This is a genomic window from Pseudomonas sp. SDT291_1_S447 (assembly GCF_054070155.1).
Map to the genome: position 1 here is coordinate 58,388 of NZ_JBSVXS010000001.1, position 24,367 is coordinate 82,754.

At 60.3% G+C, this 24,367-nt stretch carries 20 protein-coding genes; 2 read left to right on the forward strand and 18 right to left on the reverse strand.

Going from position 1 to position 24,367, the window contains the following annotated elements; translation table 11 throughout:
• Positions 1-17: 17 nt before the first annotated feature.
• The 12 genes from ACW9IR_RS00250 to rfaH all read right to left on the reverse strand — a co-directional run bounded on the left by ACW9IR_RS00250 (position 18) and on the right by rfaH (position 14,190).
• Positions 18-1,436, reverse strand: coding sequence for an oligosaccharide flippase family protein (locus tag ACW9IR_RS00250; protein WP_457461042.1), 1,419 nt, complete (start codon positions 1,434-1,436; stop codon positions 18-20).
• A 13-nt stretch (positions 1,437-1,449) separates the two neighbouring features.
• The gene (locus tag ACW9IR_RS00255; RefSeq protein ID WP_457461044.1) at positions 1,450-2,403 is read right to left on the reverse strand and encodes a glycosyltransferase family 2 protein; all 954 of its coding nucleotides are present in this window, start codon (positions 2,401-2,403) and stop codon (positions 1,450-1,452) included.
• A gap of 17 nt (positions 2,404-2,420) precedes the next feature.
• Positions 2,421-3,734 (reverse strand): O-antigen ligase family protein, encoded by a 1,314-nt coding sequence (locus ACW9IR_RS00260; RefSeq protein WP_457461046.1) that lies wholly within the window; start codon positions 3,732-3,734, stop codon positions 2,421-2,423.
• Positions 3,731-4,843, reverse strand: coding sequence for a glycosyltransferase (locus tag ACW9IR_RS00265; protein WP_457461048.1), 1,113 nt, complete (start codon positions 4,841-4,843; stop codon positions 3,731-3,733). Before ACW9IR_RS00265 ends, ACW9IR_RS00260 begins: the two co-directional genes overlap by 4 nt.
• Entirely contained in the window at positions 4,840-5,919 is a 1,080-nt protein-coding gene (locus ACW9IR_RS00270) for a glycosyltransferase (protein ID WP_457461049.1), read from the reverse strand. Before ACW9IR_RS00270 ends, ACW9IR_RS00265 begins: the two co-directional genes overlap by 4 nt.
• Before the next feature lie 2 nt (positions 5,920-5,921).
• Complete coding sequence (locus tag ACW9IR_RS00275) at positions 5,922-6,626, reverse strand: WecB/TagA/CpsF family glycosyltransferase (RefSeq protein ID WP_457461051.1); 705 nt, start codon at positions 6,624-6,626, stop codon at positions 5,922-5,924.
• 12 nt (positions 6,627-6,638) lie between these two features.
• On the reverse strand, positions 6,639-7,979 hold the full coding sequence (locus ACW9IR_RS00280) for a UDP-glucose dehydrogenase family protein (protein ID WP_457461053.1): 1,341 nt from the start codon (positions 7,977-7,979) through the stop codon (positions 6,639-6,641).
• Between the two features lie 71 nt (positions 7,980-8,050).
• On the reverse strand, positions 8,051-9,442 hold the full coding sequence (locus tag ACW9IR_RS00285) for an undecaprenyl-phosphate glucose phosphotransferase (RefSeq protein ID WP_457461055.1): 1,392 nt from the start codon (positions 9,440-9,442) through the stop codon (positions 8,051-8,053).
• A 149-nt stretch (positions 9,443-9,591) separates the two neighbouring features.
• A complete protein-coding gene (locus tag ACW9IR_RS00290; RefSeq protein ID WP_457461057.1) occupies positions 9,592-11,907 on the reverse strand; it encodes a GumC family protein in 2,316 nt (771 codons plus the stop codon).
• Between the two features lie 2 nt (positions 11,908-11,909).
• A complete protein-coding gene (locus ACW9IR_RS00295; protein ID WP_095118956.1) occupies positions 11,910-12,443 on the reverse strand; it encodes a polysaccharide biosynthesis/export family protein in 534 nt (177 codons plus the stop codon).
• Between the two features lie 12 nt (positions 12,444-12,455).
• A complete protein-coding gene (locus ACW9IR_RS00300) occupies positions 12,456-13,616 on the reverse strand; it encodes an outer membrane beta-barrel protein (protein ID WP_457461060.1) in 1,161 nt (386 codons plus the stop codon).
• Positions 13,617-13,653: 37 nt separating this feature from the next.
• Positions 13,654-14,190: a transcription/translation regulatory transformer protein RfaH gene (gene rfaH / locus ACW9IR_RS00305; RefSeq protein WP_457461062.1), complete on the reverse strand. Its 537-nt coding sequence runs from the start codon at positions 14,188-14,190 to the stop codon at positions 13,654-13,656.
• Positions 14,191-14,793: 603 nt separating this feature from the next.
• Here rfaH and ACW9IR_RS00310 point away from each other — a divergent pair.
• Positions 14,794-15,771 (forward strand): NAD-dependent epimerase, encoded by a 978-nt coding sequence (locus ACW9IR_RS00310; protein WP_457461248.1) that lies wholly within the window; start codon positions 14,794-14,796, stop codon positions 15,769-15,771.
• A 59-nt stretch (positions 15,772-15,830) separates the two neighbouring features.
• Here ACW9IR_RS00310 and ACW9IR_RS00315 read toward each other — a convergent pair whose 3' ends face one another.
• The 6 genes from ACW9IR_RS00315 to ACW9IR_RS00340 form a co-directional block, all read right to left on the reverse strand.
• Entirely contained in the window at positions 15,831-16,643 is an 813-nt protein-coding gene (locus ACW9IR_RS00315; protein WP_102899729.1) for a DUF1206 domain-containing protein, read from the reverse strand.
• A 167-nt stretch (positions 16,644-16,810) separates the two neighbouring features.
• The gene (locus ACW9IR_RS00320; RefSeq protein ID WP_457461064.1) at positions 16,811-17,815 is read right to left on the reverse strand and encodes an XdhC family protein; all 1,005 of its coding nucleotides are present in this window, start codon (positions 17,813-17,815) and stop codon (positions 16,811-16,813) included.
• Between the two features lie 12 nt (positions 17,816-17,827).
• A complete protein-coding gene (locus ACW9IR_RS00325) occupies positions 17,828-19,180 on the reverse strand; it encodes a c-type cytochrome (RefSeq protein WP_457461066.1) in 1,353 nt (450 codons plus the stop codon).
• A 17-nt stretch (positions 19,181-19,197) separates the two neighbouring features.
• Complete coding sequence (locus ACW9IR_RS00330; RefSeq protein ID WP_457461068.1) at positions 19,198-21,450, reverse strand: molybdopterin cofactor-binding domain-containing protein; 2,253 nt, start codon at positions 21,448-21,450, stop codon at positions 19,198-19,200.
• Entirely contained in the window at positions 21,450-21,905 is a 456-nt protein-coding gene (locus tag ACW9IR_RS00335; RefSeq protein ID WP_038361490.1) for a (2Fe-2S)-binding protein, read from the reverse strand. The genes ACW9IR_RS00330 and ACW9IR_RS00335 overlap by 1 nt, the downstream gene beginning before the upstream one ends.
• A gap of 77 nt (positions 21,906-21,982) precedes the next feature.
• Positions 21,983-22,915, reverse strand: coding sequence for an AraC family transcriptional regulator (locus ACW9IR_RS00340; RefSeq protein ID WP_134175519.1), 933 nt, complete (start codon positions 22,913-22,915; stop codon positions 21,983-21,985).
• Positions 22,916-23,144: 229 nt separating this feature from the next.
• Between ACW9IR_RS00340 and ACW9IR_RS00345 the strand changes: the two genes are divergently transcribed.
• Positions 23,145-24,359 (forward strand): MFS transporter, encoded by a 1,215-nt coding sequence (locus tag ACW9IR_RS00345; RefSeq protein ID WP_457461071.1) that lies wholly within the window; start codon positions 23,145-23,147, stop codon positions 24,357-24,359.
• Positions 24,360-24,367 lie beyond the last annotated feature (8 nt).

Consider the following 24,367-nt stretch of genomic DNA (forward strand, 5'->3'; position numbering starts at 1 on the left):
CTGTCTCAGGGACTGAATCAGCGGGCGGTGAAAACCGATTTGAATTCCTGCGGCCAGTGCGGGTGGATGAGGCTGTACGCCACGGCGTAGCTCAACGCGCCCACTGCGATGTTGCCGATCAGGTGCAGGTAGCCTTGAAAGCCCAGTTGCGGTGACACCAGCAATACGGTCGCGGCCATGACCAGCGCGGCAATCAGGCTGCGGTAATTGGCCTCGACAAACCGCCGCCAGCTGTAACCGATGGCCAGGTTGAGGCCGCGAATTTGCAGTGGCGTGATCAGCAACATGCGCACGAGCAGAGCGCCGGCTGCGGCCATGCCGCCATAAACGTTGCCAAGGCTGTAGACCAGCGCCAGTGCCAGGACGGTAGTCAGCACTTCCGCCTTGATCGTCAGGTGGCTGCGGTTGACCGCCACCAGTGCGGTGGTGGCGTACATGGCGGTGTTGCCGATGGCCGCGGTGCAAGCCAGCACTTGCAACAGCGGAATGGCGTCAGCCCACTTGGCGCCGAAGATCAACAGGATGAGGTCGTTGGCGGTTAGCGCGAGGCCGATGAACAGCGGCGTCAACACAAAGCCGCTGACCGCGGTCGAGTCACCGATGATCCCGAGCAGTCGCTTGGGTTCCGCACTGCGCCGGGCGAACGCCGGCAGCGCATAGCTCAGCAGGCCGTTATAAATCGCCGTGCGCGGCAGTTCGATGATGCGCATCGCCATGTTGAACATGCCGACCGCGTTCGCCCCGGCCGTCATCCCCAGCACCACGTTGACGCCGCGCTGCAAGGTTTGTGAACTCAGGGAGTTGATGGCAACCGGTGCACCGGCCTTCAACAGCTCGCGCAAGACCGTCCGGTCGATGGCAAACGCGATGCGTCGCCGGTCTGCACCCATCAGAACAATGATCGACACCCATTCCATGATCAGCGCTTGGGCAATCACAGCCCACGCACCCCATCCGCACAGCGCCACCGCGATGCCGCCGACGCCGCCTGCGACTTTGCCCAGTAACGTGCGCGACGCGAGCATCTTAAAGTTGCCGCTACGGCGCATTTGCGCCACATAGACCCGCGCCATCATGGTGAACAGGATTTTCACCGAGGCCACCGCCGTCAGCCATTGCAGCAGCGGGTCGGGCGTGTACAGGAATGCCGCGAGCGAGATGATGACAATCGACACCAGGCTGACGAGCACCCCGGCCCAGAAAGCCGTGGAAATGTGTTTGTCTTCCAGCCGTTCAAGGCGTACCAGCGGATCTTCCAGCACCGATGAGTACACCAGACCAATCAACTCGACGATGGCAATGATGATCGTGCCCACACCCAGCTCGGCCGGCGACAGCAGCTTCGCGTAGACGACAAAGGTGATCATCGACAGCAGGATCAGGCCGAATTTCTCGGTGAAGATCCAGCTCAATGTCACCAGACGGTGATTGGCCATGGCGGTTACCGATTCAATGAGCTGGAGTTGACGCCGTTGCCTTGCGCCATGTTCTGGCGCGGGCATAGAGATAGCGCAAGGTCGGTTTGCCGTTGGCGAAGATCAGCGCTTGCCATGAGCACTCGAGCATTCGCCGGTACGCGCCGAGCACTTGGTCATGCTCGCCGCGGCGGGAAAACGCTTCGAGAAAATCGGTGTGGTTGCTCAGGACGAAATTGATCCGTTGTTGCTGGCTGAGCATCTCGCCGTAGCGGGCGAGGTACACCTCGATGAAATGGATCTTGTTCTGGTAGTACTTTTTCGGTTGCGCGGTCATGTTGCCGCCGTTGACCGTGCGCTCCAGCAGCACCTGCGGCACCGTGTGGACTTCCCAGTGTTCGGCGATCCGCGTCCACATGTAGCGGTCTTCGGAGTAACGCAGACTCGCATCGAAACCGCCGAGCTGCATGATCACTTCGCGCCTGACCAGCGCGGTGGAGACGCCATTGACGACGTTGGCGTGAATGAAGTCGTAGAAGTGCCTGCCGCTTTTGCGGCGGTTGTCCAGTTGCCGCCGGCCGTCGCTGTAATTGACCTGCGCGTAGCAGTCGATCAACCCCACCGGCCGGCCCTGACGACTGAGTTCTTCGTACAGGGCCAGTTGCAGCTCAAGCTTTTGCGGGTGCCACTGGTCATCGGCATCGAGCATCGCCACAAAGGTTTCTTGCGAGTGGCGCATGCCGTGATTACGCGCGCTGGCCTGGCCTTCGTTGGCTTGCTGCAGCAGCGTCAGGCGAAACGGCGCGACGAAGTTCCTGACCCGTTGTGGTCCGTCGTCGGTGGAGCCATCGTCGATAACGATGACGTGATCCGGCAGGCGGGTTTGCCCGACCAGCGACGCTAATGTCTGCTCAATGCTGTCGGCGCCGTTGTACATCGGGATGACGACACACACTGAATCCACGGAAGGGGGGGCTTGGTTGGGCACGGGTGGTTCTCCTTGGGTTACGCGTTGGCTGAATCGCGCGGCAGTGCTCTGCCAGACACACGCTGACGCTGCGTTGCCGCTGAGGTTGCGGGGTAGACCGCGAGGTGATGGCGGAAAGACAGGGCCAGAGTGCAGAACACCAGAAACTCGGCGGAGCGATAGTTGGGGATCACGTACGCCACATAATTGGTGACGGCGAACAAGCCGATGATCACCAGCGCACTGGCGCGAAACTGCGCCGTCTGGTTCGCGGTAACGGCGCGGTATTGCTTGAGCAGGGCTTCGCCGAACATCAGGGCCAGCGCCGTCAGTTGGATGACACCGCCGTTGAGCAGGGTTTCGACATAGCCGCTGTGGGCGTTACCGATGTAGCCCCAGCGGGTAATGAAGCCATCGGCATCGGGGCTGGACCAGAAGGCGCCGAAGCCATAACCCTTGAGGAACTGCCCGTCGATAAAGGGTCCGAGCAGTTCCCAGATCAAGGTGCGGTCGGTCAAGGACGGGTCGCGACCGGCCATTTCGAGCAGCACCGCGAAGTTGCTGTAGAGGAACAGGCACACCAGCAGGTAAAGGAGGGTGCAGCCGAGGAACATCAGCGGCGAATGGTTGACGCGCAAACGGATCAAGGTCAGGAAGTACCAGTAGCTGATCGCGCCGGAAACAATCAGCGCCACCCCGGTTGCCGACTGCGCAAGCAGGATCGCCACCAGCGAAAAGAACGCACAGAACAGCGCCCAGTGATTGCGGCGGCGAATCATCGGTAGCAACAACAGGATGGCGATCGCGTTGAGCCGCGCACCGGCATTCTTTTCGGCAAAAATCCCTTTGAAGGCGCCGTCGCGAATCCCCCCGGACAGGAACGCGACGTCAGGCATCACCACGGCGAGGATCAAGCCGATCAGCGCCGCTCCGCCGATGGCACAGCCGAGCATGAAGGTGATTTTTTCCAGCGAATAGTTGTAGGCAATGAAACCGGCGAAAAACACCATGCTGAGCATCGCGATAAAGCGCTTGAAACTCAGCATCGGGTCGTGGGACCAACCGATCGAGGCGATGACACAGAGCAAGAACAGCAGCATGAAAAAGTTGCTGCGATAAAAGGTCTTGCTGAGGAACACCTTGTTGCGGATGAAGAAGAATAACGGCACCAACAGTGTGATCAGCCCGCAAATCTGATTGGCCACGTTGCCTTCGAGGTCTTTATTGATGTCGCCGAAGCTGGCGGCCCCGCCCAGACCGAGGACAAACGTAATCACTTGGATGTAGAACAGGATGCCGAACAAGGTGAAGCCGTCGCGTAACGTCGAATACCTGATCGCCAGTGCGCTCATGATGACGGACTCCCGATCAACGCTTTGAGGTAGGTCTGCACCGCGCTGGCATTGATGAACCGGGCGGCGGCCTCCAGGCGCAATTCACGTTGCAGATTGCGCGGTGTGGCGAGTTGCAGGGCAATCGCCTGCGCCAGGGCGAGCGGATCGTCGACGTCGACCAGTGGCGCGACCAGACCGCCAACGAGAATGTCTTGCGGGCCATGGGGGCAACGGGTTGCCACCACCGGCGTGCCCGTGGATAACGCCTCTACCAAGGCGTTGGGGCTGCCCTCGAAGCGCGACGACAGCACGAAGCAATCGGCGGCGGCGACCTCGGCCAAAGGGGCATTGGCATAGCCCGGCAGATCGAAGCGGTCCGCCACGCCCAGTGCGCGCGCCTGTTCCAGCAGATTCGGCCTGAGTGCACCCTCGCCAAAAATGATCAGGCGGGCGCGGCTGTCCGGCAATGCCGCGAACGCGGTGATCAAGGTGTCGAAGCCTTTTTGCGGGGCCAGTCGGCCCACGGCGACAATCACCGGGCCGGATTTTTCCTGCAGCCAGCGGTGGCTGGGCAGCCCCGGTGTTTTCTCGCGAAAGTCGTTGTCGAGCACCGGGTTGTCGGCAATGGTCACGTCCTGGCGGCGGGCGACGGTGGTGTCGACCAGGTCCTGGGCGACACCCCGCGAAACACAGATCACCGGGTTGGGAATCAGCCGATACAGCAGCGGCGCCAGCAGATACGCGACGCGCACCATGAAGTCCGGGTTGACGTGCTTGTCATGGGAAAAGGCATTGCGCTCGCTGACGTGCAGGCGTGCCAGCGTGCCGGACAACACCGACGCAGCGATCGCCACCACGTTGACGTGGGTGAGGGCCGCCAGTTGTGCGTCAAAGCGATTGGCCCGCAAAAAACGCGTGAGTGCCGGCACTGCACGGACGCTGCGCGGACTATTCAACTCAACCTTTTTCACGCGTGGGTCGAGGTGCGCGGCGTGAATTCCGCCGCCGGTGAGCATCAGCAAGGTCACGTCATTGCCCGCGTCCGCCAGCGCTCCGGCCAGACGCGCCATCATTTTCTCAGCCCCGCCGGCGCTGAGGTCATGCAGGATAATCAGCAACTTTTTCATTGATTCCATACCTGGTAATACGCCTGCGCCGCGTACTGGCTGGTGTACTGACGCAGGGTGTCGGTGAGTCTGGTTTCGCTGAAGGTGACGTCATCGCGTGGTGCCAGGCTGCGCAGCATGCCGTCGGCCAGCGCCGGTACGTCGTTTACCCTCACCAGTTGGCCAAGTCGGCCGTTGTCGAGCAGTTCTCGGGGGCCGGTCTCGCAATCGCTGGCCAGCACCGGCGTGCCCAGTGCCAGCGCCTCGATCAATACCGTCGGCATGCCTTCTTGCACGGAACTCAAAATGAACAGTTGCGCGTGCCGGAGCAGCGGATAGGGGTTGCTCAGGAACCCGGTGAAATGCACTCGCGGGGCGATGCCCAGACGACGGGCTTGAGCCGTCAGTGCCTCGCGCAACGGGCCATCGCCGGCGATCACCAGATCTGGTAGCACTGCACTGCGCAACGCCAGCGCGTAGGCCTCGAGCAACAGCTGAAAACCTTTCGGTTCGACCAAACGGCCCAGGCCTAGCCAGTACGCACTGGGCAATCCGCCGGGTAGCGGTGCCTGCGAGGCTTGAAACAGTTGCTCGGTGACCACCGCATTGGGGCAATAACGGATGCGCTGCTGACCCCAAGGCAGCATTTCGATGAGCGTCTGGCGCAAGGCATTGGAGACGGTGACGACCTTGCCGCTGCCACACAGGTACAAGCTGTAGAGCACGCGCAGGCTGGCGGGACCGGTGTTCTGTTCACTGCAATCGAGGGTCGCGTGGCGGCAATAGATGACTTTGCACAAACGGCCCAAGGTGGCGAACCAGGTGCAGAGGTTGGCCTGCTCCTTGGCGGCAATCAGGTGGGTGACGCCTTCACGCTGAATGAGCCGGCGCAACAAAACGATGGACTTGAGCAAACCGACGAGACCGCTGCCGCCACCGTTGAAGCGCTGCACCCCCGGCGCGTCGGCCAGGTCTGCGTTGATAACGAAAAAACTCACCCGGCGACCGTCCTTGAGGAACTGCTCGGACAGCCGTTGCTGAACGCGCTCGACGCCGCCGCCCAGCTTGAAATCCTTGAGGATAAACAGGATGTGCATGGTCATTCCCCCACACTGATGGCGACTTTGTGCCGGGCGAGCATCGTCAGCAGGTGCAAGAAGTTGCTGGGGTAGTCGACTAGGTAGCGTTTGATCGTGTGCGGCTCGCGGTACATTCGATAGAACGCGCGCAGGTGCAGGCGGTTGATCAGCGCCGGGTAGTATTGCCGCGTGGCCAGGGCTTCCTGGCGGATGAACCCGCCACAGGTGAAGGCAACGCCGCGAAAGCCCGCACTCAGGGCATCCTGTTCGAACTGTTCTTGCAGCCCAGCGCCGAGGCCAACAATGAGGATGTCGGCGGCGCTGCGACAGATGTCAGCGCGAATATCTTCGGCTTCGGCGGCGTCGAAATAGCCGTTGTGATAACCGGCGATGGTCAACTGCGGATACAGCGCCCTGATCTTGACGATGAACAGCTCCAGTTCGGCCTGCCGGGCGCCGACGAAGTACACGCGCTTGCCCAGTTGCTCGGCACTGCCGAGGACAAGGGCAGCGATCGAGGTGAAGTCGAAGCTGACCCGGCCAATGGTCCTGCCGGTCACCCGCGACATGAAGGTCGACATCAGCATTCCGTCGCAGAAATAGGCGACGCTGCCCGGGGTCTGCTGGAAAACGCTGCCGATGGAGGCAAAGTTGATAAAGGAATAGGCCTGGTTGGCCTCCAGTAATTTCGCCGAGTAATGCCCGACCAGTTCCAGCTTCAACATGGCGCGACTCCTTCAAATGACTGAAGGGGTTGGCCGCCCCACGGAGATGTAGGTGAAGCCGCGTTTGCTCAAACGCTGCGGATCGAACAGATTGCGCCCGTCGAAAATCAACGGCTGTTTGAGCTGCCGGCTGAGCAAGTCAAAGTCTGGAGCGCGAAAGGCTTGCCACTCAGTGACGATGATCAATGCGTCGGCATTTTTCAGCGCCGCTTCCTTGGTCCCCGCCAGCGTCAGGTCATCGCGCGCGCCATACAGGCGCTGGGCCTCTTCCATGGCTTTGGGATCAAACGCCTGAACGCTGGCGCCGGCGTGCCACAAGGCCTCCATCAATACGCGGCTGGGGGCTTCGCGCATGTCGTCGGTATTGGGTTTGAAACTCAAACCCCAGAGGGCAAACGTCTTGCCGCGCAGGTGGCCGTCGAAGTGATTGAAAATCTTGCTGTAAAGACTGGCCTTCTGGTCCTGGTTGCGCGCCTCTACAGCCTTGAGCAGTCGGGCGTCGATATCGACAGCGGTCGCGGCGTGGATCAGCGCCTTGACGTCTTTGGGAAAGCACGAGCCGCCGTAACCCACGCCCGGGTAGATAAACTGGTAACCGATGCGCGGGTCGGCGCCGATGCCGTGGCGGACTTTTTCGATGTCGGCACCGAGTTTTTCCGCGAGGCAGGCCATCTCGTTCATAAAGCTGATCTTGGTCGCCAGCATGCAGTTGGCGGCGTACTTGCTCAGCTCAGCGCTGCGAAGGTCCATGACAATAATTTTGTCGCGGCTGCGATTGAACGGCTCATACAGTTCGCGCATCACCGCTTCGGCATGCGCGCTGTCGGTGCCGATGATGATCCGGTCCGGGCGCATGCAGTCTTCGACCGCACAGCCTTCCTTGAGAAATTCCGGGTTTGACACCACATCGAACGTCAGGTGACTGCGATCGCTGTCAGCCAGCACCTGCTCGATACACGCACGCACCTGATCGCCCGTGCCGACCGGCACCGTGGATTTGTCGACGATGATCTGATGCCGATCCATGTTCAGCGCGATGGTCTGCGCCACGCTCAACACGTATTGCAGATCGGCCGAACCGTCTTCGTCGGGCGGTGTGCCGACGGCGATCAACAGCACATCGCCATGCTGAACGGCCTCCGCCAGATCGGTGCCGAAGCGCAGACGGCCACTTTGATAATTGTCACGCACAAGGCTTTTCAGGCCCGGTTCGTAGATCGGCAGCGTGCCTTGTTTCAGCGCCTCGACCCGGGCCGCGTCGACATCGACGCAGAGCACGTTGTGCCCGACCTCGGCCAGTGCGGCGCCCTGGACCAGGCCCACGTAACCAATACCGAATACGCTCACATTCATGGTCAAACCTCAGATCGTGGTGAAGGTTGTCAATGCAGGGGCAGGGCGGGGATCAAGCGGTCGGGCAGGGGTCAGTAGATGTTTTTCGAGAACAGGGTGAAGGGCGTCTTGATGAGGATTTTGATGTCGAGCCACAGCGACCATTGGTTGATGTAGTTGAGGTCCTGGGCGACGCGCAGCTGCATCTTTTCCACCGTCTCGGTTTCGCCGCGATGGCCGGTGATCTGGGCGAGGCCGGTGATGCCCGGCTTGAGGCGATGGCGGGCCATGTAGGCGCGCACCTTGCCGGTGTAATAAATGTTGTGAGTGACGGCATGCGGGCGCGGGCCGACCAGGGCCATCTGCCCGGACACGACATTGAACAACTGCGGCAATTCGTCGATGGAACTGCGGCGCAGGAAGCCGCCGATCGGGGTGAGGCGGGCATCGTCACGGGTGGCCTGGCGCACCTCGCGATCGTCGTGGACATGCATCGAACGAAACTTCCAGACCTTGATCACTTCACCGTTGCAACCGTGGCGAGCCTGCTTGAACAGCACCGGGCCTGCGGAGGTCAGCTTGACGGCGACAGCCACCGTCAGCAGCAAGGGACTGAGCAGAATAATCGCCGCGCCGGCCAGGCTGCGTTCGAACAGGTCCTTGCAAAACAGACTCGCCGGGTGCGAGCTGATCAGGCTTTCATTGAGGTAGATTGCCGGCATTCGCTCGATTTCCGAGATCGAATGGTTGAGCAACACCATGCTGCCGAAATCCGGAATCCACACCACGTCGACATTCATGTCCAAGAGGTCGATGTACAGCGCTTCGATGGTCGCGGCATGCGCCATGGTCAGCACGATGTAGACGCGGCGCACTTCCAGACGCGTGATGATCTCGCGGATCGCGGCAACGTTGCCGAGCAGCGGCAGAATGCTCGGGGCCGGGCCGCTGTTGTCGGCGGCAGCGATGAAACCGAGCACCAGCGCACGGTTCGGTCGCGAGAGTTTTTTCGCCAGCTCATGGGCCGTCGGGCAGGTGCCGATGATGACCGAACGGCGCTCTTTGCAAACCCTGCGCGAGTGCAATCGGGCGAAGTAATGCAGGGGCAGAAAACTCGCCGCCTGCACCACGAAACCCAACACGGCCCAGACAATAATCACCTGGCGTGAATAGATCGCGCTGGTCTGGGTGATGAAGGCGATGGCCGCGAGCACGGCCAGCAGAATCAGCCAGCCGGCCAGCAATCGGCCGAGGCCGACCAGCAGACCATGGCGCTTGTGGTAGACCTGCATCACGCTGTAAATCGGCACCGAACCGAGCACCGCGAGAATGATCAGGATGCGGTATTCGCTGTTCAGACTGCCGACGCGCCAATGCACGAGCAACATCAGCAACACGGTGGTCAGCGACAGTGCGCACAGCCACTGGCCCCAGAAGGTCAGGCCTCGGCGGTGCGTCAGGTGAGCGGTATAGAGCGGCGTCATGGGCTTAACCTCAAGGCAGCAGTCATGCATCAGCGCTAATCGAACGGACAGGACGTGTCGCCCGATGGCTATTCCGTAGCTCGGCAGAGGTGAAGCGGGTTGTGCGTTGGCAGAAGGGGGCGTAGCGGCTGGCGTATTCGCCTGAGGTGTTACCTGGGCGCGAAATCGTAGTTATAGAACGCCCGGGAGTGGTGATGGCCGTACTTGCGCGCCTTGCGCAGGTCGACCTGGTTGAGCACGGTGCCAAACACCGGCACATGGCTCTGCTGCAACATGGCCAGGCCGCGCTGCACCTGGCTGATCGGTGTGCTGTCGGCCTTGACCACGTAGATCACGGCATCCGAATGCCGCGCCAGCAACAGTGCGTCGCTGATCATCTCGGCTGGGGGTGAATCGATAATGATGTGGCGGTAACGCGACCTCAGTGCCTCAAGCATGCGCGCCATGCGCGGTGAGCTGAGCAGATCCTGCGGCGGCGGCTGTAATGGATTGAGCGAATCGGCCGGGGACGGCAGGCGCGGGGCGGCGAATATGTCCAGCGGTGCCGGCAGGACTTTGCCGGCCGGCAACATGTCCAGATTGCCCACCGAGACAATGCAGTCTTCAAGCCGGGCGGTGCCGGCAATGACATTCGCCAGTCCGGGGCTATCCGGCGGGAAATCGAAGTTCAGCGACAAGGTTGGCTGACGCATGTCGGCATCGATCAAAAGCACACGCTCGAGTGATGTCAGCGAGCTGGCCAGATTGTTGGCAATGGTGCTTTTACCTTCACCGGCCACCGTCGACGTCACCAGCACCACCTGCGAGGGCATTTCGCTGCTTTGCAGCATCAACCAGGTGCGCAGGTTGCGAATGGTCTCGGAAAAGCGCGGGTTGTCGTTATCTTCGAACAGACGCGCCAGTTGCCGACGGGTTTTCTTCGTCACCAGTGGCACGACGCTGAGCAACGGAATGTTCAGCGCGTTTTCGATCGACTCATCGGTTTTGAAGGTATTGCTCAGGCTCTCGAAGAGCAGCGCCAAGGCAACGCCGATCACCGCAGCGATCAACCCGACGACCGCGACAATCAAGGTTTTACGCGGTTTGCTCGCGTCAACCGGGACAATGGCCGGGTCGACGATGCGCACCTTTGTCGAGTCCATGTCGGCGGTGGCGGTGGTTTCTTTCAAGCGGGTGACGAAGGTTTCATACAGCGCGCGGGAGCTGTCGACCTCACGCTGGAACTCGCGCAACTGAAATTCTTTGCGCGCAATGTCCTGGATTTGCGCCTTGTTGCTGTTGAACGACTGCCGTAGCGAGGCTTCACTGGCAGTGGCGAGCTGGTATTGCCGCTCGATACCGGCGACCACTTGTTGCACCTGCAATTGCAGGCTGGTGGTGGCGGTGCGCAATTCGGTCTGCGCAGAAAGCAGGCTGGGGTGTTTTGGCCCATAACGGCCCGCCAGTTCATCCACCTTGGCTTGCGCCACAGCGCGGTCGGCCTGGAATTTCTGCACCAAAGGATTGCTCAGCACCGCAGGCACGCTGGAGAGCCGGCTCAGATCACCGTTGCCCAAGGCCTTCGCCTGGCGGTACTCGCTCTCGGCTTCAGCGCGGTTGCGCCGAGCGTCGACCATGCGATTGCCGGTCATTTCCAGTTCGTTGGCACTGATGGTGGCAACGCCGCCAACGTCTACCAGACCTTGCTCTTCGCGGTAGCCCTGAAGCTTTTTCTCAGCGACACGCAAGTTGTCGCGCAGCTTGACCAGCCGTGTGTTCATCCAGGCTGTGGTGGTTTGCGAGGACTTCTCGCTGGTGTCGAGCTGGCTGTCGGTGAAGCCTTGCGCCAAAGCATTGGCCGCCGCAGCTGCCAGAACCGGATCAGGCAACTCGACCTCGATCTCGAGCAACTGGCTCTTGCCGACGAACTTGACGCTGGTGTGCAGCATGAGGTTCTGCGTGACCTGATTGAAAACATCTTCTTCAGTGGGCTGGTCTTTTTTGCTCAGCGGCATCAAGCGGCTCAGGCCCGGGATCCATTGATCAAGGTCGAGATCCGCCAGCCACTGGCGCGGTGTAAACCAGGGCTTTGATTGCTGGCGCGGGTCGGTGACCGGGTGCGTGGTCAGGCCGAGTTTTTTCACTGCGCGTTCGGCAAGGTCGCGCGATTGCAGAAGCGCCTGCTGGGTCTGCAAGTAATCCGTGGCGTTGCCGCCCGAATCCTTGACTTGCTGAAACGACATCAGCGGCGGGGTTTTATCGTTGAACAGTAAGGTGGTACTGCCGATGTATTGCGGCGTGATGTTCGAGACCACAATCGCGGCCAGCGCAGCGCTCGCCAGCACCAGCCAGGCGATGCTCCATTTGGCGCGCCAGATCACTCTCCAGAGCTTTAACAGGTCAAGGGTATCCTTGTCTTCGCTGTACTGCTGATGCAGATGCGCTTGCAGAGGACGTTCGACGTAGGTGCTAGGGCTGTTGTCCATGATTAGAAAAAGCCTTGTGCAATGGAAATGGTGTCGCCGGGGGCAATCGTGGTGTTGCGCGTCACGTCATCGGTGAGGGTTGCGCCACCATCGCCGCGCAAAATGGTCACGCGCTTGATCGAGGCACGCTCGGTCAGGCCACCGCCCAAGGCGATGGCTTTCTCCAGAGTCAGGCCGGGCACGAACGGGTAGCTGCCGGGTTTCTTGACTTCGCCATTGATGTAGAAAGAGCGGTATTCAATCTGGCTGAGGCTGACTTTCGGGTCGATCAGGTAACCCTGTTTCAGCCCGTCGACGATGATTTTTTCGACTTGGCCGGGGGTCAGTCCCTTGGCGGAGATCTCACCGAGAAAAGGGTAGGAAAAAGTGCCGGCATCACTGAGGCGGATCTTTTTCAGGCTCAACTCCGGCTCACCGAAGACGATGATGCGCAAGACATCGCCTGCGGCCAGTTTGTATTGCGTGCTGGGGTCTGCAGCGAAGGTATGAGGTACAAAACACAGGGCGAACAACAAGACGAGTGTGCGTGTGTTCATGTCGAAACCCTCTTAAAGGCTGACGTTGAAACTGATCTGGAACACGTTGCGGGTGAAGCTTTCATCGTCGGCATCGGAATCGTTGTCGCGATACCGATAACCCAGTTCGATATCCAGCCAGCGGCGCATCGCGTACACCACGGCCAGGTTGTAGTCCTGGAGATCGTCGGTACGGCTTTGACCTTCGTAGACATAACGGCCAAAACCGGCTTGTGCCACCGTGGTGATGCGTTCGGTCCAGCCGTGGCGCCAACCGACCTGAGTGAACGTCGACTTCACGGCATCCGCGCCATCGTCGCCTTCGGCGAGGGCCTGACGAGCGACAAAGGTAAACGTCGAATAGGTTCGCGGTTTCCATTGCAAGTCCACTTGCCAGGTCGGGTTGTTGAGGTCTTTGGATTCGCTGTTGTCGAAGTTCTTGCGCTCATAACCGAGGCGCACTTTGCCCGTCGTACGTGCGGTGAAATCCCACACGGCACCGGCCAGTACCGCATCGGATTTACTGCTGCGCGGGCTGTTGGCTTGCTGGTAATCAAAGTCGGTGTGGTCATATTCCAGCAGGCCGCGAGTGTTACTGCCGATGCGGTGATACCAGGTGCTGGTGAGGGCGGTGGTATTGCGTTCCTTGTCGTCGTTGATGCCGTCGGCATTGTCGTAGCGAAGTTGCGCGTAACTAGCGCCGACATCGATCTGGTTGTCGGCACTTTTAGCGCCGAAGGTGTAGAGCCCCCCCACGCGTTTATTGTTGAGCTTGTCGTTGATGCCCTCGACCGCCGTCGACTCGGTGCGCTCCCATTTACGGTATTCAGCGTCGAGCTTGAGACGATGGCGGTCGGTGAACTCCATGATGCTGTCGGCACGCACGCGCTGGGCGGTGTTCGAGGCATCGGAATCGTCGTGATAGATATAACGCGTGGGCTGCCAGATCAGTCGAGTCGCGCTGTTGCGATCTTCCGCCTTGAGCTCGAAGGTCGGCGCCAGTTTGGTGACCATCGATGACTGTTTACTGTTTTCCACTTCGCGAAAGTTATCGTCATAACTTTCTGAAAACAAAAAGGATGGCGTGAAATCGAATCCGTAAACATTAATGGCTTGCGGATCGATACTCCAGGCCATTCCAGGATAGAGAGAGGCCATCAGCAGTGCGACAGGGCATCGTGACTTCAAGGTCATGTTATAGCTCCTGAGCAAAGGCATATAAGGAAAGGGGTTAGTTATAGGTTTGAAAGTTGGGTTGTTGACGTTCGATCACGCTGCGTGGCAAGCAAACGGATTGTTCGCGATTCAGAAACTGCAAGAGGACCATCACCCGGTCGTTGCCGTGCAAGCCGAGAAACACGCCCTCCAAGGGTGCCAGCGGGCCGCTGACAATCTGCAGATTCTGCCCCGGTTTCAGCGCCTGATCCGGCTCCGCCAGCGATGATTCGATACAGCGCACACGCAGGTGCTCGATGACATGCTCTGCCACCGTCGCAGGACCGTGATTGAATTCGACGATACGACTGACCCCGCGTGTGGAACGCAGTGGCCCCCAATTGTCGTTACGACTGAGTTGGATAAACAAATACCCGGGGAATAGCGACTCGCGCACTCGCTGTCGTTTCCCACGGATGATTCGCTCACTGAGGAGTTGCGGATGGAATACCACGTAATCCTGTTGGAGCAGGTTGAGGTGAGCGCGCTCATCCTGACGTGGCTTGCATTGCAAAAGGTACCAAAAGGGACGTTCGGAGCTGATAACTGGCATGCTGGTAAACTCTGTAATGATCGAAAGTTTATGCAGGCAGAAGCTCTATCGAGGGCTAAGTAAGGGCGAAGGATAAAAGTCTGTTCTTATTTTATTAACACTGAGGTGTTTCAATCTTGAATCACACAGCGTTTCATTAAGGTGCGTCCAACTGAGGCGTGACGCTATATTGTGCGGCGCATGGGGAATAAGCCGCGGTTTAACTTTTCTGAAGACAAAGCTACCGCACGGTCTGCTCATGCAGTTTTAACGATAGGTAACTAAGTAGTTGTCTCTGAAACGACAGGGCGCGAGTAGAAGATTGCTCGCGCCCTGTGAAAATGAACCTTGGTAGTTATCGGCCAGTCTTTGCGGTCTGTCAAACGTTCGCAGTCAAAAAACACGCCATTTATCCGCTAATGATGGCACTCGTGCGCAGGTTATTGTTTTTTAAGGCGTCATCCTTTTGTCGGAAGGCAAGAAACTTTACTGTCACTTCAGAGTCGTTGCTCGCTATTTAGATCGGACGTTAATCCCCATAGTTGGGGAAGTTATAAAGTCTGGACTGCGCAACTCGACCAACGCTATAACTAATCGCCTGGCGACTTGGCTGGAGTGACGAATATGTCCGTTCTTGTTACAGGTGCTGCAGGCTTTATCGGATATCACACGGTCAGACGATTGATATTGCAAGGCCATCAAGTAATCGGCATCGACAACCTCAACGATTATTACAGCGTGGAACTCAAACAGGCGCGCCTCAAGCAGTTGAGCGAGCTAAAAGGTTTCCGTTTCCAGACCATGGACATTGTTGATAAGCCAGCCTTGATGGCACTTTTCGAAGAGCAGGGGTTCACCGAAGTCGTGCATTTGGCCGCTCAAGCGGGTGTCCGTTATTCGCTCGACAACCCGGATGCCTATGCACAATCGAATCTGTTGGGCTTTCTCAATGTGCTGGAAGCCTGCCGCCACTATCCACCTGCGCATCTGATCTACGCGTCGAGCAGTTCGGTGTATGGGGCCAACAGCAAGCTGCCATACAGCGTCGATGACGCCGTCGAGCACCCGATGTCGCTGTATGCCGCCACCAAGCGCGCCAATGAATTGCTTGCCGACAGCTACTGCCATCTCTACGGCCTGCAGGCCAGCGGGCTGCGGTTTTTTACCGTCTATGGGCCATGGGGTCGACCGGACATGGCGCTGTTCAAGTTCACCGAGGCGATCCTCAATGGGCGGCCGATCGATATTTATAACCAGGGCCAGATGGCGCGAGACTTTACCTACGTCGATGACGTTGTCGAAAGCATCGTCCGGCTGTGTCCAAAGCCGCCGGTGCCGGAGAAGGACGCGCAAGGCAGTCATCGGATTTTCAACCTGGGGCGTGGCAGGCCGATCGCGCTGCTGGACTTTGTCGACTGCCTGGAGACGGCATTGGGCATAAAAGCCCAACGCAATTTGCTGCCGATGCAGGCAGGCGATGTCATCAAGACCTGGGCTGATATTTCGACGCTGGCAGACTGGATCGGGTTTTCGCCGCAGGTCGAGGTTGAGGTGGGTGTGGCGGAGTTTGTACGGTGGTATCGCGAGTATTATCGGGTGTGATCGAAACAGTAGCGTCTCCGCTGACTGAGTGACGAGCGCCATGGGGACTGGATTACAGCCTACGTTCTCGCGACTCCCGGCACATCCATATTGATCTTGCGCCAGAAAGCTTCCGCCAGACTGTAAACCGAGAAGGCAATCAGCCCCAACGCCATCACCATCAAAATCAGCCAGCCAGCGGGTAGATTCTGCAGCGCATCGAGCGCTTCCTTCATTCCAGGTGGATCCATGGCTTGATAAGTGGAACCGCTGACCGCCAGAAGCAATGCAATCTCGATAAACACGACTCCGCGCGCTATCAGACCAAACCGGGAGACCGGTCGGACGTAGCGCATGACGTCCTCGTCGGCCTCGAAATACTTCTCGAACGTCGCTTTCCAGCCCTTGAAGATGTGAGCAATGCCGACCCCCAGCGGAATGAGGGCGATCAGGTACACCAGCCAGTTCGAGTGTTCCCAGGACAGAAGATGCGCCAGCCAGTCTTTGGTTTTTCCTGCGGAATCGCCCGAGCTTTTAATCCCGCTGATGAGTAGACCCAATGCAAAAAACGCCAGAGCAGCGTTGACCAAACCTCCGACAAACAGCCCTGTGCGAATCACCAGCCCTTTGAGTTGTTTGCCGTGATGATCGACATCACGCGTTGCCTGCAGGACGCGCCAGGCGGCAAATGCGAGCAGTCCCGCCACGACAAGTCCAACCAGAAAATAGCCGAATGGCTGGCCCAGCAAGGCTTCCAGACTCTTGTGACTGTCCTTCGGTTTCGTCGAATCCTGCGCTGCCAGCAACGCAAAGATGCCGATGATCAGATACAGCATTCCCCGGGCGGCGTAGCCTCCCCGAGCGAGGATGACAAGGTTGCGTTGCGCGGACATGGGACGTATTCCTGAGAGGTCATAGGAGAGCAGACCCTTCTTGCCGGAAGGGGTTCTATGACCTGTCGAGGAATGCAGTGTCTTCTCCAGGACATCGGTGCCGAGGCTGTTCACACCACGTCGTTTCGTTGCCGGCCAATAAAGCCGACGCAGAGTAGCCGCGCGGCTCATTCTGCGAGCGCTTTGGCCCTGGCAATTGAAAACGCTTTCGGCAGGCTGGCACCATTCTTCGCCGCAAGAATCTCAGCCATCACGCTTACGGCGATTTCCGCAGGCGTCTTGCTGCCAATGTACAGGCCGATCGGTCCGTGCAGGCGCTCAAGCGACGCCTCGGTTTCACCAAAATGTTCGATCAGGCGTTCGCGGCGCAGCTGGCTATTACGCCGCGAGCCGATCGCACCGATGTAGAACGCCGGGCCGTGGAGCGCTTCGAGCAGGGCCAGATCGTCGAGTTTGGGGTCATGACTCAAGGCGACGATGCAGGTGCGCAGATCGACCGCGAAGTCGCGAACCACGTCGTCCGGCATGCCGACGATGCGCTCCACGCCATCCACCGCCCAGGTCTCGATGTACTCGGGACGCGGATCGCACACCGCCACCTTGAAACCGTTGAACAAGGCCATGGTCGCCAGATACTCGGCCAGCGCGCCGGCACCGATCATCAGCATCCGATAGCCCGGGCCCAAGGTGTTGAGCATCTGCACGCCATCGAAGCTGAACTGTTCCGGTGTCGCAGTCGGCTCGAGTATGACCAGGCCGGACTCCAACGCCAGACGACGGCGAACCAGTTGCCCGGCGTCCAGTTGCGCCAGCAACTCGTCAAGCGACTGCCACGAAGGGTTGAACTCAAGGATCAGTTCCAGCGTGCCACCGCAGGGCAGGCCGAAGCGATGCGCCTCATCGGCACTGACGCCATAGCGCACCACTTGCGGTGCACTGTCGCTAAAAGCGCTGCCGCCATGCGCCGTGGTGAAGCGATGGATCAGATCGTCCTCGATGCAGCCACCGGACACGCTGCCCACCACGCGACCGTCGTCACGCAAAGCCATCATCGACCCCGTCGGACGCGGTGAAGAACCCCAAGTGCGCGCCACCGTAGCGAACAACACACGTTCGCCGGCGGCAAGCCAGTCCCGCGCCGTGCGCAGGACCAGCAAGTCGATGCTTTCCATCAGTGCCTCCTCTTAGCGCATTTGCAGGATGATCGGGCTGCTGCTGGCCGGATCAGTATGTTCACGCAGTTTGCCCACCGCCTGCGCATCGACCGCCGTGCCCTGATTGCCCCAGGTGCTGCGCATAAAGGTCAGCACTTCGGCGATCTGCTGATCCGACAAGTGCTCACGGAAGGCCGGCATGCGATAGGCATCCGGCACGCCAGCCGCAACGACACGCTGCGAACCATTCAGGGTGATGTTGATCGCCGAGGCGCTTTCCTTGGCCAGTGCCGAGGTGGCGCCGGCCAGCGGCGGTATCCATTCAGGTTGACCCTTGCCGTCGAGACCGTGGCAGGAAGCACAGCGCGCCACGTAGGTAAGAGCACCGGGCGAGTCCAGACGTTGCGCTGCCGAAACCGCTTGATACTGCCACGGCGCGCCATCCCGTTCGCGATCCCCGGGAAGTGACTTCAGGTAGTGGGCAATCGCGGTCAAATCATCATCGCTCATGAACTGCGTGGAGTTGTTGAACGCTTCGGTCATCGAGCCGTAGACCACCGCGTGTTTATTGCGACCGGTCTTGAGGAACTGCACGATTTCCGCCTCACTCCAGCGGCCCAGACCGGTGTTGTGGTCATCACGCAGGCTCGGCGCGTACCAGCCATCGAGCAAGGCGCCAGCGAGGTACGGTTTACCGGACTCATCCAGTGCCTTCTCGTTGAACGCCAGGCCGCGCGGCGTGTGGCAACTGCCGCAGTGCCCGGCGCCCTGAACGAGGTAAGCACCACGGTTCCATTGTTCGTCTTGCGACGGTTTGGCCACGTAGGGCTCGGCATCGACAAACACACCGTTCCACAGTGCAATCGGCCAGCGCAGGTTCAGCGGAAACGGAATGGCACTGGGGATGTTCGCCTGCTTAACCGGCGCCACGCCTTTCATGAAGAACGCATACAGCGCACGCACATCATCGTCACTGAGCTTGGCGTAGGACGGGTAGGGCATCGCCGGATACAGACGGCGACTGTCGGGCGCCACGCCGTGGCGCACCGCTCGGTCGAAGTCCGCCAGGCTGTAGTGGCCAATGCCGGTTTCCGTGTCCGGGGTGATATTGGTCGCATGGATTGAGCCCAGCGGCGTGGCCATTTCCAGGCCGCCAGCGAACGGCGCACCGCCCGGCACGCTGTGACAGGCCACGCAATCGCTGAGCCGGGCGACGTATTCGCCACGCGCGACCAGTGCCGGGTCGATGTCGGCCACGGCGATCTGATGGGTTTCAAGGCGCGAGACGGGCTCGCGGGTGACATACCAGGCCAGCAGGCCTGCCGCGACCAGGCACGGCACTGCCAGCCAGCCTGCGGTTCTTGCGAATCGGCTGTTATTCATGGACGCTCCGGCGCTGATCAAGTGAAGGTGTGTCGGCTCATGGGCAGGCTGCGCACCCGCTGACCGGTTAGCCTAGCCACTGCGTTGGCGACGGCAGGCGCGACCGCTGGCAACGGCGGTTCACCGATGCCACCCATTTTTTCCCCGCTCTCGACCACACGCACATGGACCCGAGCCATCCGCGCAGGCGGCAGGATCGGATACAAGTCGTAGTTACGCGCCCGGGGTTTGCCATCAATCCACACAGCTTCTTCCACCAGGGTTTGCGACAGTCCCAACGCCACGGCGCCATTGACCTGAGCTTCGACAATCGCCGGGTTGACGATGCTGCCCGGGTCAATCGCCTGCCAGATGTCGTGCACCTTGACCTGGCCGTTCTCGATGGACACCTCGGCGATCACCGCCGTCTCCGTACCGAACGGCGAAGCCATGGCCACGCCGCGCGCACGTTTGCTGCCATCCTCGGCGGTAAACGGCCCACGCTTCCAGCCGCCCGACAGTTCACCCACCGCTTGCAGCAGCGTGGTCAGGCGTTTGTTGTCACGCAGCAAATGCAGGCGCAGGTCGAACGGGTCTTTGCCGCCCTTGTCAGCCAGTTCATCGAGGAACGATTCATAGAAGAAGTCGTTGAGCGAATTGCCCACCGAACGCCAGTAACCGAGCATCGCCGGGCCTTTGACGTAGATCTGCGCGATGCGTTTGTTGGGGATCGCGTAGGACTTGCCCGACAAGCCTTCAAGCGCTGTGGGGTCGAGTTTTTCACCCTGTTTACCGGCGAGGGCTTCGGTCGGGCCTTCGGTGGCACTGATCGCTTCGATTGCCAGCGGCCAACCGTCGGCGTCCAGCGCGCCGCGGAAATTCACTGCGGCAACCGGGCGCAGCACGTCACGCAGGAACTCTTCCTCGCGACTCCAGATCAGTTTGACCGGGCGGCCAACCGCTTTCGCCAGCGCGATTGCCTGAGGGTAGGGGCTGGCCGAGTCGTAGAGAAAATGCCGGCCGAAGAACCCGCCCAGCAGCGGCGAATGCAAGGTGATGCGCGAAATATCGAGGCCTGTGCGTTTGGCGATGTCGGCGCGGAACATGTCCGGCGCCTGATTCGGCAGCCAGACTTCCAGCGAACCGTCCGGGTTGAATCGGGCCAGTGCCGAAGGCGGTTCCAGTTGGCCGTGGTTCAAATACTGGTTGTGGTAAGTGGCATCGATCAGGGTTTTGCTTCCCTTGAGCATCGCAGCCACGTCGCCTTGGTTTTCATCATCTTTGGCCGGGCCTTTATCTTCAGCAAGGCGCTTGAACCAGGCATCGCTGGAAAAGTCGGCGGGCATCGGCCGCACTTTGCTCTCGGCCGTTGGTTCTTGCCAGTCGACCTGGATCGCCTCGACCGCACGTTTGGCGTGCCACCAGCGCTCGGCGACTACCGCCACGGCACCCGGCAGACGATGCACGGAATGCACGCCTTTCATTGCCTTGACCTGCTCTTCGTTGCGCAGGTTGCCCACGGTCATGCCCAGACGCGGGGCGTGTTGCACGGCAGCGTGGAGCATGTTGTCGACCTTCAGGTCGATGCTGTACAGCGCCTTGCCGGTGGACTTGTCGTAGGCATCGAGGCGCTTCACCGGTTTGCCGATCCAGCGGAACTGGCTCGGATCGCGCAGCTTCACAGAGGCCGGATCAGGAACCGGCAGATCCATCGCCCGCTCAGCCAGTTCACCGTAGGCCAGCGAGCGGCCCGACTTGGCATGCACGACTTTGCCCGGCTCGGTGCTCAACTCGCTCACCGGCACGCCAAGTTGCTGCGCGCCCGCCTGCAATAACATGGCGCGGGCGAGGGCGCCGAGGCGGCGCATGACCGGGTAGCTCATGCGCACCGACATACTGCCGCCGGTGATGCGCATGCCGTTTTCCAACACTACATAGGCTTCGCCGGGCGGTGCGGCTTCTACCAGAAAGGTCGCCGGGTCGGCATCCAGCTCTTCACCGACGATTTGCGCCATCGCCGTGAACGTGCCTTGTCCGCCTTCCATGAACGGGCAGAGCAGACGCACGCGGTTGTCCGGGCGGATTTCGAGAAACGCCGGCACCTGCGTGCCGCGTTCGGCCGTCGCCGCTGCAACGGCAGCTTGCACGCGCGTTGTACCGAGCGGCAGACCAAAACCGAGGACCAGCGCGCCGACGGCAGTTCCGGTCAGAAAACGCCTGCGCGATACATTGATCGGTTCGCGCAGGTCCAGTGCTGAGGCTTGCAGTGAAGGGTCGATTCGAACGGTCATCACGCGTCTCCCTTGCCGGCCAGCTCATGCATGGCGGCATGAATGGCGTTGTAAGTGCCGCAGCGGCACAGATTGACCATCGCCGCCTCGATCTGCGCATCACTCGGCTTGGGGTTCTGTTTGAGCAACGCGGTGGCGGCCATCACTTGCCCGGACTGGCAGTAACCGCACTGCGCGACTTGCAGATCGACCCAAGTCGACACCACCCGTTTGCCCACGTCATCGCTTTCGATGGCCTCAATCGTGGTGACCTCGCGGCCGACGACACCCGCCACCGGCGTGACGCACGAGCGCACCACATTGCCGTCCACCAGCACCGAACAGGCGCCGCATTGCGCCAGGCCGCAGCCGTACTTGGTCCCGGTCATGCCCAGATCATCGCGGATCACCCACAGCAAGGGTGTATCGGCGTCGGCATCGACCTGATAGGTCTTCTGGTTGATTCGTAGTTCCATGATTCACCCGCTGATCATCGGTTGACGTGCATTGTTATGAGCGGTGACACGCGGCGAGGCGCATCACCGTTTTTCGTTCAATTCGCTACTGTGCCGAGGGCTTCTGCTTCAAATGGCTGACCGCGCAGAAGGGCGATGTCACGACTCGGCGCGGTGCCGAACAGCCGGCCATATTCGCGGCTGAACTGCGAAGGACTTTCATAGCCGACCGCAAACGCCGCCCGCGAAACGTCCAGGCGCTCGACCAGCATCAGCCGCCGCGCTTCGTTGAGCCGCAGCCACTTCTGATACTGAAGTGGGCTCATGCCGGTGAGCTGACGGAAATGATGGTGAAAGGTCGGCGCGCTCATCTGCACCCGCGCGGCGAGATCGTCGATGCGCAGGGCATCGGTGTAGTTGACCTTGAGCCAGTCAATCGCCTTGGCGATGCGATAACCCTGACCATCGACGGCCGTGATCTGCCGCAGCCGTGCGCCTTGGTCGGTGTGCAGCAGCCGATAGTGGATTTCGCGCAGAATCAGCGGCGCCAGCACCGGGATCGCCTCGGGTTCATCGAGCAATGCCAGCAGGCGATCAAGTGCGCCCTCCAGCGCAGACGACAGGCTGCCAATCGCGGCGCCCGTGCCCGTTGCTGGCTGCCGTTTGGCAGGCAGGCCGCTTTTGGTGATGACCTCGGCGAGCATGCTGACATCCAGTTTCAACACGAGGCCGACACAGGGCTGCTGGGGACTGGCAAGCATCACTTCGGAGTTGGCGGGCAGGTCCAGTGAGGTCACCAGAAACCGCGAAGGGTCGTAGCTGTAACCCTCGCCACCGACCCACAAACGCTTTTCACCGCGACCGACGAGAATCAGGCTCGGTTCGATCATGCACACCACGGGCGGCGCTGGCTGGTCGCGACGAAACAGCGACAAGCCGGGTATGGCCGTGGCGAAGTCACCCGGTGCACTCACGCGCGGGTCGATGTGCAACGCCAAAGGCGAGTCCTGGGGCAGAGGGGTAGGGATCATGTCGGGTCACTCCTGTTGACCGAACTCTAATCCGCGCGCGAGACGTTTCCTATCCATCACCCTGCATCGCCAGAGGATCAGGCAAGCATTCAAGAGGAATGCGCTAGGGAAGGGCCGGATTGACCGGGAGAATGTGTCTATCTGTTACAGGGGCAGTGCCCGAATGGGTTTCAAGCTGCTTGCCCCTGCGCATCACATCCACAGGTTTTTCGCACCACAGGTAGTTCCCATGACGTTTCCTTCTACAGATCCTTCTAAAAGAACCGGCGGCTGGAGCGCTGTGCTGGCCATGTCGCTGGCCGCATTCGCCTTGGTCGCTTCAGAATTCATGCCGGTCAGCCTGCTGACACCGATTGCAGCCGACCTGCACATCACCGAAGGCCAGGCCGGGCAGGGCATTTCCGTGTCCGGTGCCTTTGCCTTGATCACCAGCCTGCTGATTGCCTCGGTCGCTGCTCGCGTCGAACGCAAGAAATTGCTGCTGGGCCTGACCTTACTGATGATCGTCTCCGGTACGGTCGTCGCAGTCGCGCCGGGTTATCCGTCATTCATGGTTGGGCGGGCCTTGATCGGGATCGCGATTGGCGGTTTCTGGTCGCTGTCGGCGGCGACCGCAATACGTCTGGTGAAGCCTGAACAGGTTTCGCGAGCGCTGGCCATCGTCAATGGCGGTAACGCGCTGGCCACCGTAATCGCCGCTCCGGCGGGCAGCTTTCTTGGCTCGCTGATTGGCTGGCGTGGCGCATTCTTCTGTGTGGTTCCGGTCGCGGTGCTTGCCGCCGTGTGGCTGATGATCAGCCTGCCATCGTTCAAGGCTGAGCGCCAGGCCGGAAGCGGCAACGTTCTGCGGTTGATGAAGCAATTGCCAGTGGCCTTGGGCATGGTCGCCGTCAGCGTGTTTTTCATGGGCCAGTTCATGCTGTTCACCTATCTGCGACCCTTTCTTGAAGGCGTGACGGGCGTCAGTGTCTCAACGTTGTCCTTGATGCTGCTGGGGTTGGGACTGGCCGGTTTTATCGGCACTTTTTTGATCGAACGGTTTATGGGCCGCGGCCTCTACCGCACGTTGACCGTCATCCCGCTGATCATGGCGGCCATCGCACTGGCGTTGGTTAGCTTCGGCAAGTCACCGGTGCTGACCGCCGTGTTGCTCGGCCTCTGGGGACTGGTCGCCACGGCCGCGCCGGTCGGCTGGTGGACATGGCTGGCGCAGACGCTGCCGGATGATGCGGAAGCCGGAGGCGGCTTGCTGGTGGCGATTGTTCAACTGGCGATCGCGGGAGGCGCGATCGTTGGTGGTCTGGCTTTTGATTTGAGTGGTTATAAAGCTACGTTCGAGCTTAGTGCCGCGGTGTTGGTTGTTGCGTCAGTGCTGGCCTGGTTGGCGGGGCGCAATGCCACGGAGGTTCATCTTGTTGAGGCGAATGCGCCAGCGGGAGCTTGATGCCCATC

What these genes read in the sequence shown, in the direction of transcription:
- ACW9IR_RS00250 (WP_457461042.1), bottom strand. Translation starts at nt 1,436, where the DNA reads ATGGCCAATCACCGTCTGGTGACATTGAGCTGGATCTTCACCGAGAAA.
- ACW9IR_RS00260 (WP_457461046.1), bottom strand. Translation starts at nt 3,734, where the DNA reads ATGAGCGCACTGGCGATCAGGTATTCGACGTTACGCGACGGCTTCACC.
- ACW9IR_RS00265 (WP_457461048.1), bottom strand. Translation starts at nt 4,843, where the DNA reads ATGAAAAAGTTGCTGATTATCCTGCATGACCTCAGCGCCGGCGGGGCT.
- ACW9IR_RS00270 (WP_457461049.1), bottom strand. Translation starts at nt 5,919, where the DNA reads ATGCACATCCTGTTTATCCTCAAGGATTTCAAGCTGGGCGGCGGCGTC.
- ACW9IR_RS00275 (WP_457461051.1), bottom strand. Translation starts at nt 6,626, where the DNA reads ATGTTGAAGCTGGAACTGGTCGGGCATTACTCGGCGAAATTACTGGAG.
- ACW9IR_RS00280 (WP_457461053.1), bottom strand. Translation starts at nt 7,979, where the DNA reads ATGAATGTGAGCGTATTCGGTATTGGTTACGTGGGCCTGGTCCAGGGC.
- ACW9IR_RS00285 (WP_457461055.1), bottom strand. Translation starts at nt 9,442, where the DNA reads ATGACGCCGCTCTATACCGCTCACCTGACGCACCGCCGAGGCCTGACC.
- ACW9IR_RS00290 (WP_457461057.1), bottom strand. Translation starts at nt 11,907, where the DNA reads ATGGACAACAGCCCTAGCACCTACGTCGAACGTCCTCTGCAAGCGCAT.
- ACW9IR_RS00295 (WP_095118956.1), bottom strand. Translation starts at nt 12,443, where the DNA reads ATGAACACACGCACACTCGTCTTGTTGTTCGCCCTGTGTTTTGTACCT.
- ACW9IR_RS00300 (WP_457461060.1), bottom strand. Translation starts at nt 13,616, where the DNA reads ATGACCTTGAAGTCACGATGCCCTGTCGCACTGCTGATGGCCTCTCTC.
- rfaH (WP_457461062.1), bottom strand. Translation starts at nt 14,190, where the DNA reads ATGCCAGTTATCAGCTCCGAACGTCCCTTTTGGTACCTTTTGCAATGC.
- ACW9IR_RS00310 (WP_457461248.1), top strand. Translation starts at nt 14,794, where the DNA reads ATGTCCGTTCTTGTTACAGGTGCTGCAGGCTTTATCGGATATCACACG.
- ACW9IR_RS00315 (WP_102899729.1), bottom strand. Translation starts at nt 16,643, where the DNA reads ATGTCCGCGCAACGCAACCTTGTCATCCTCGCTCGGGGAGGCTACGCC.
- ACW9IR_RS00320 (WP_457461064.1), bottom strand. Translation starts at nt 17,815, where the DNA reads ATGGAAAGCATCGACTTGCTGGTCCTGCGCACGGCGCGGGACTGGCTT.
- ACW9IR_RS00325 (WP_457461066.1), bottom strand. Translation starts at nt 19,180, where the DNA reads ATGAATAACAGCCGATTCGCAAGAACCGCAGGCTGGCTGGCAGTGCCG.
- ACW9IR_RS00330 (WP_457461068.1), bottom strand. Translation starts at nt 21,450, where the DNA reads ATGACCGTTCGAATCGACCCTTCACTGCAAGCCTCAGCACTGGACCTG.
- ACW9IR_RS00335 (WP_038361490.1), bottom strand. Translation starts at nt 21,905, where the DNA reads ATGGAACTACGAATCAACCAGAAGACCTATCAGGTCGATGCCGACGCC.
- ACW9IR_RS00340 (WP_134175519.1), bottom strand. Translation starts at nt 22,915, where the DNA reads ATGATCCCTACCCCTCTGCCCCAGGACTCGCCTTTGGCGTTGCACATC.
- ACW9IR_RS00345 (WP_457461071.1), top strand. Translation starts at nt 23,145, where the DNA reads ATGACGTTTCCTTCTACAGATCCTTCTAAAAGAACCGGCGGCTGGAGC.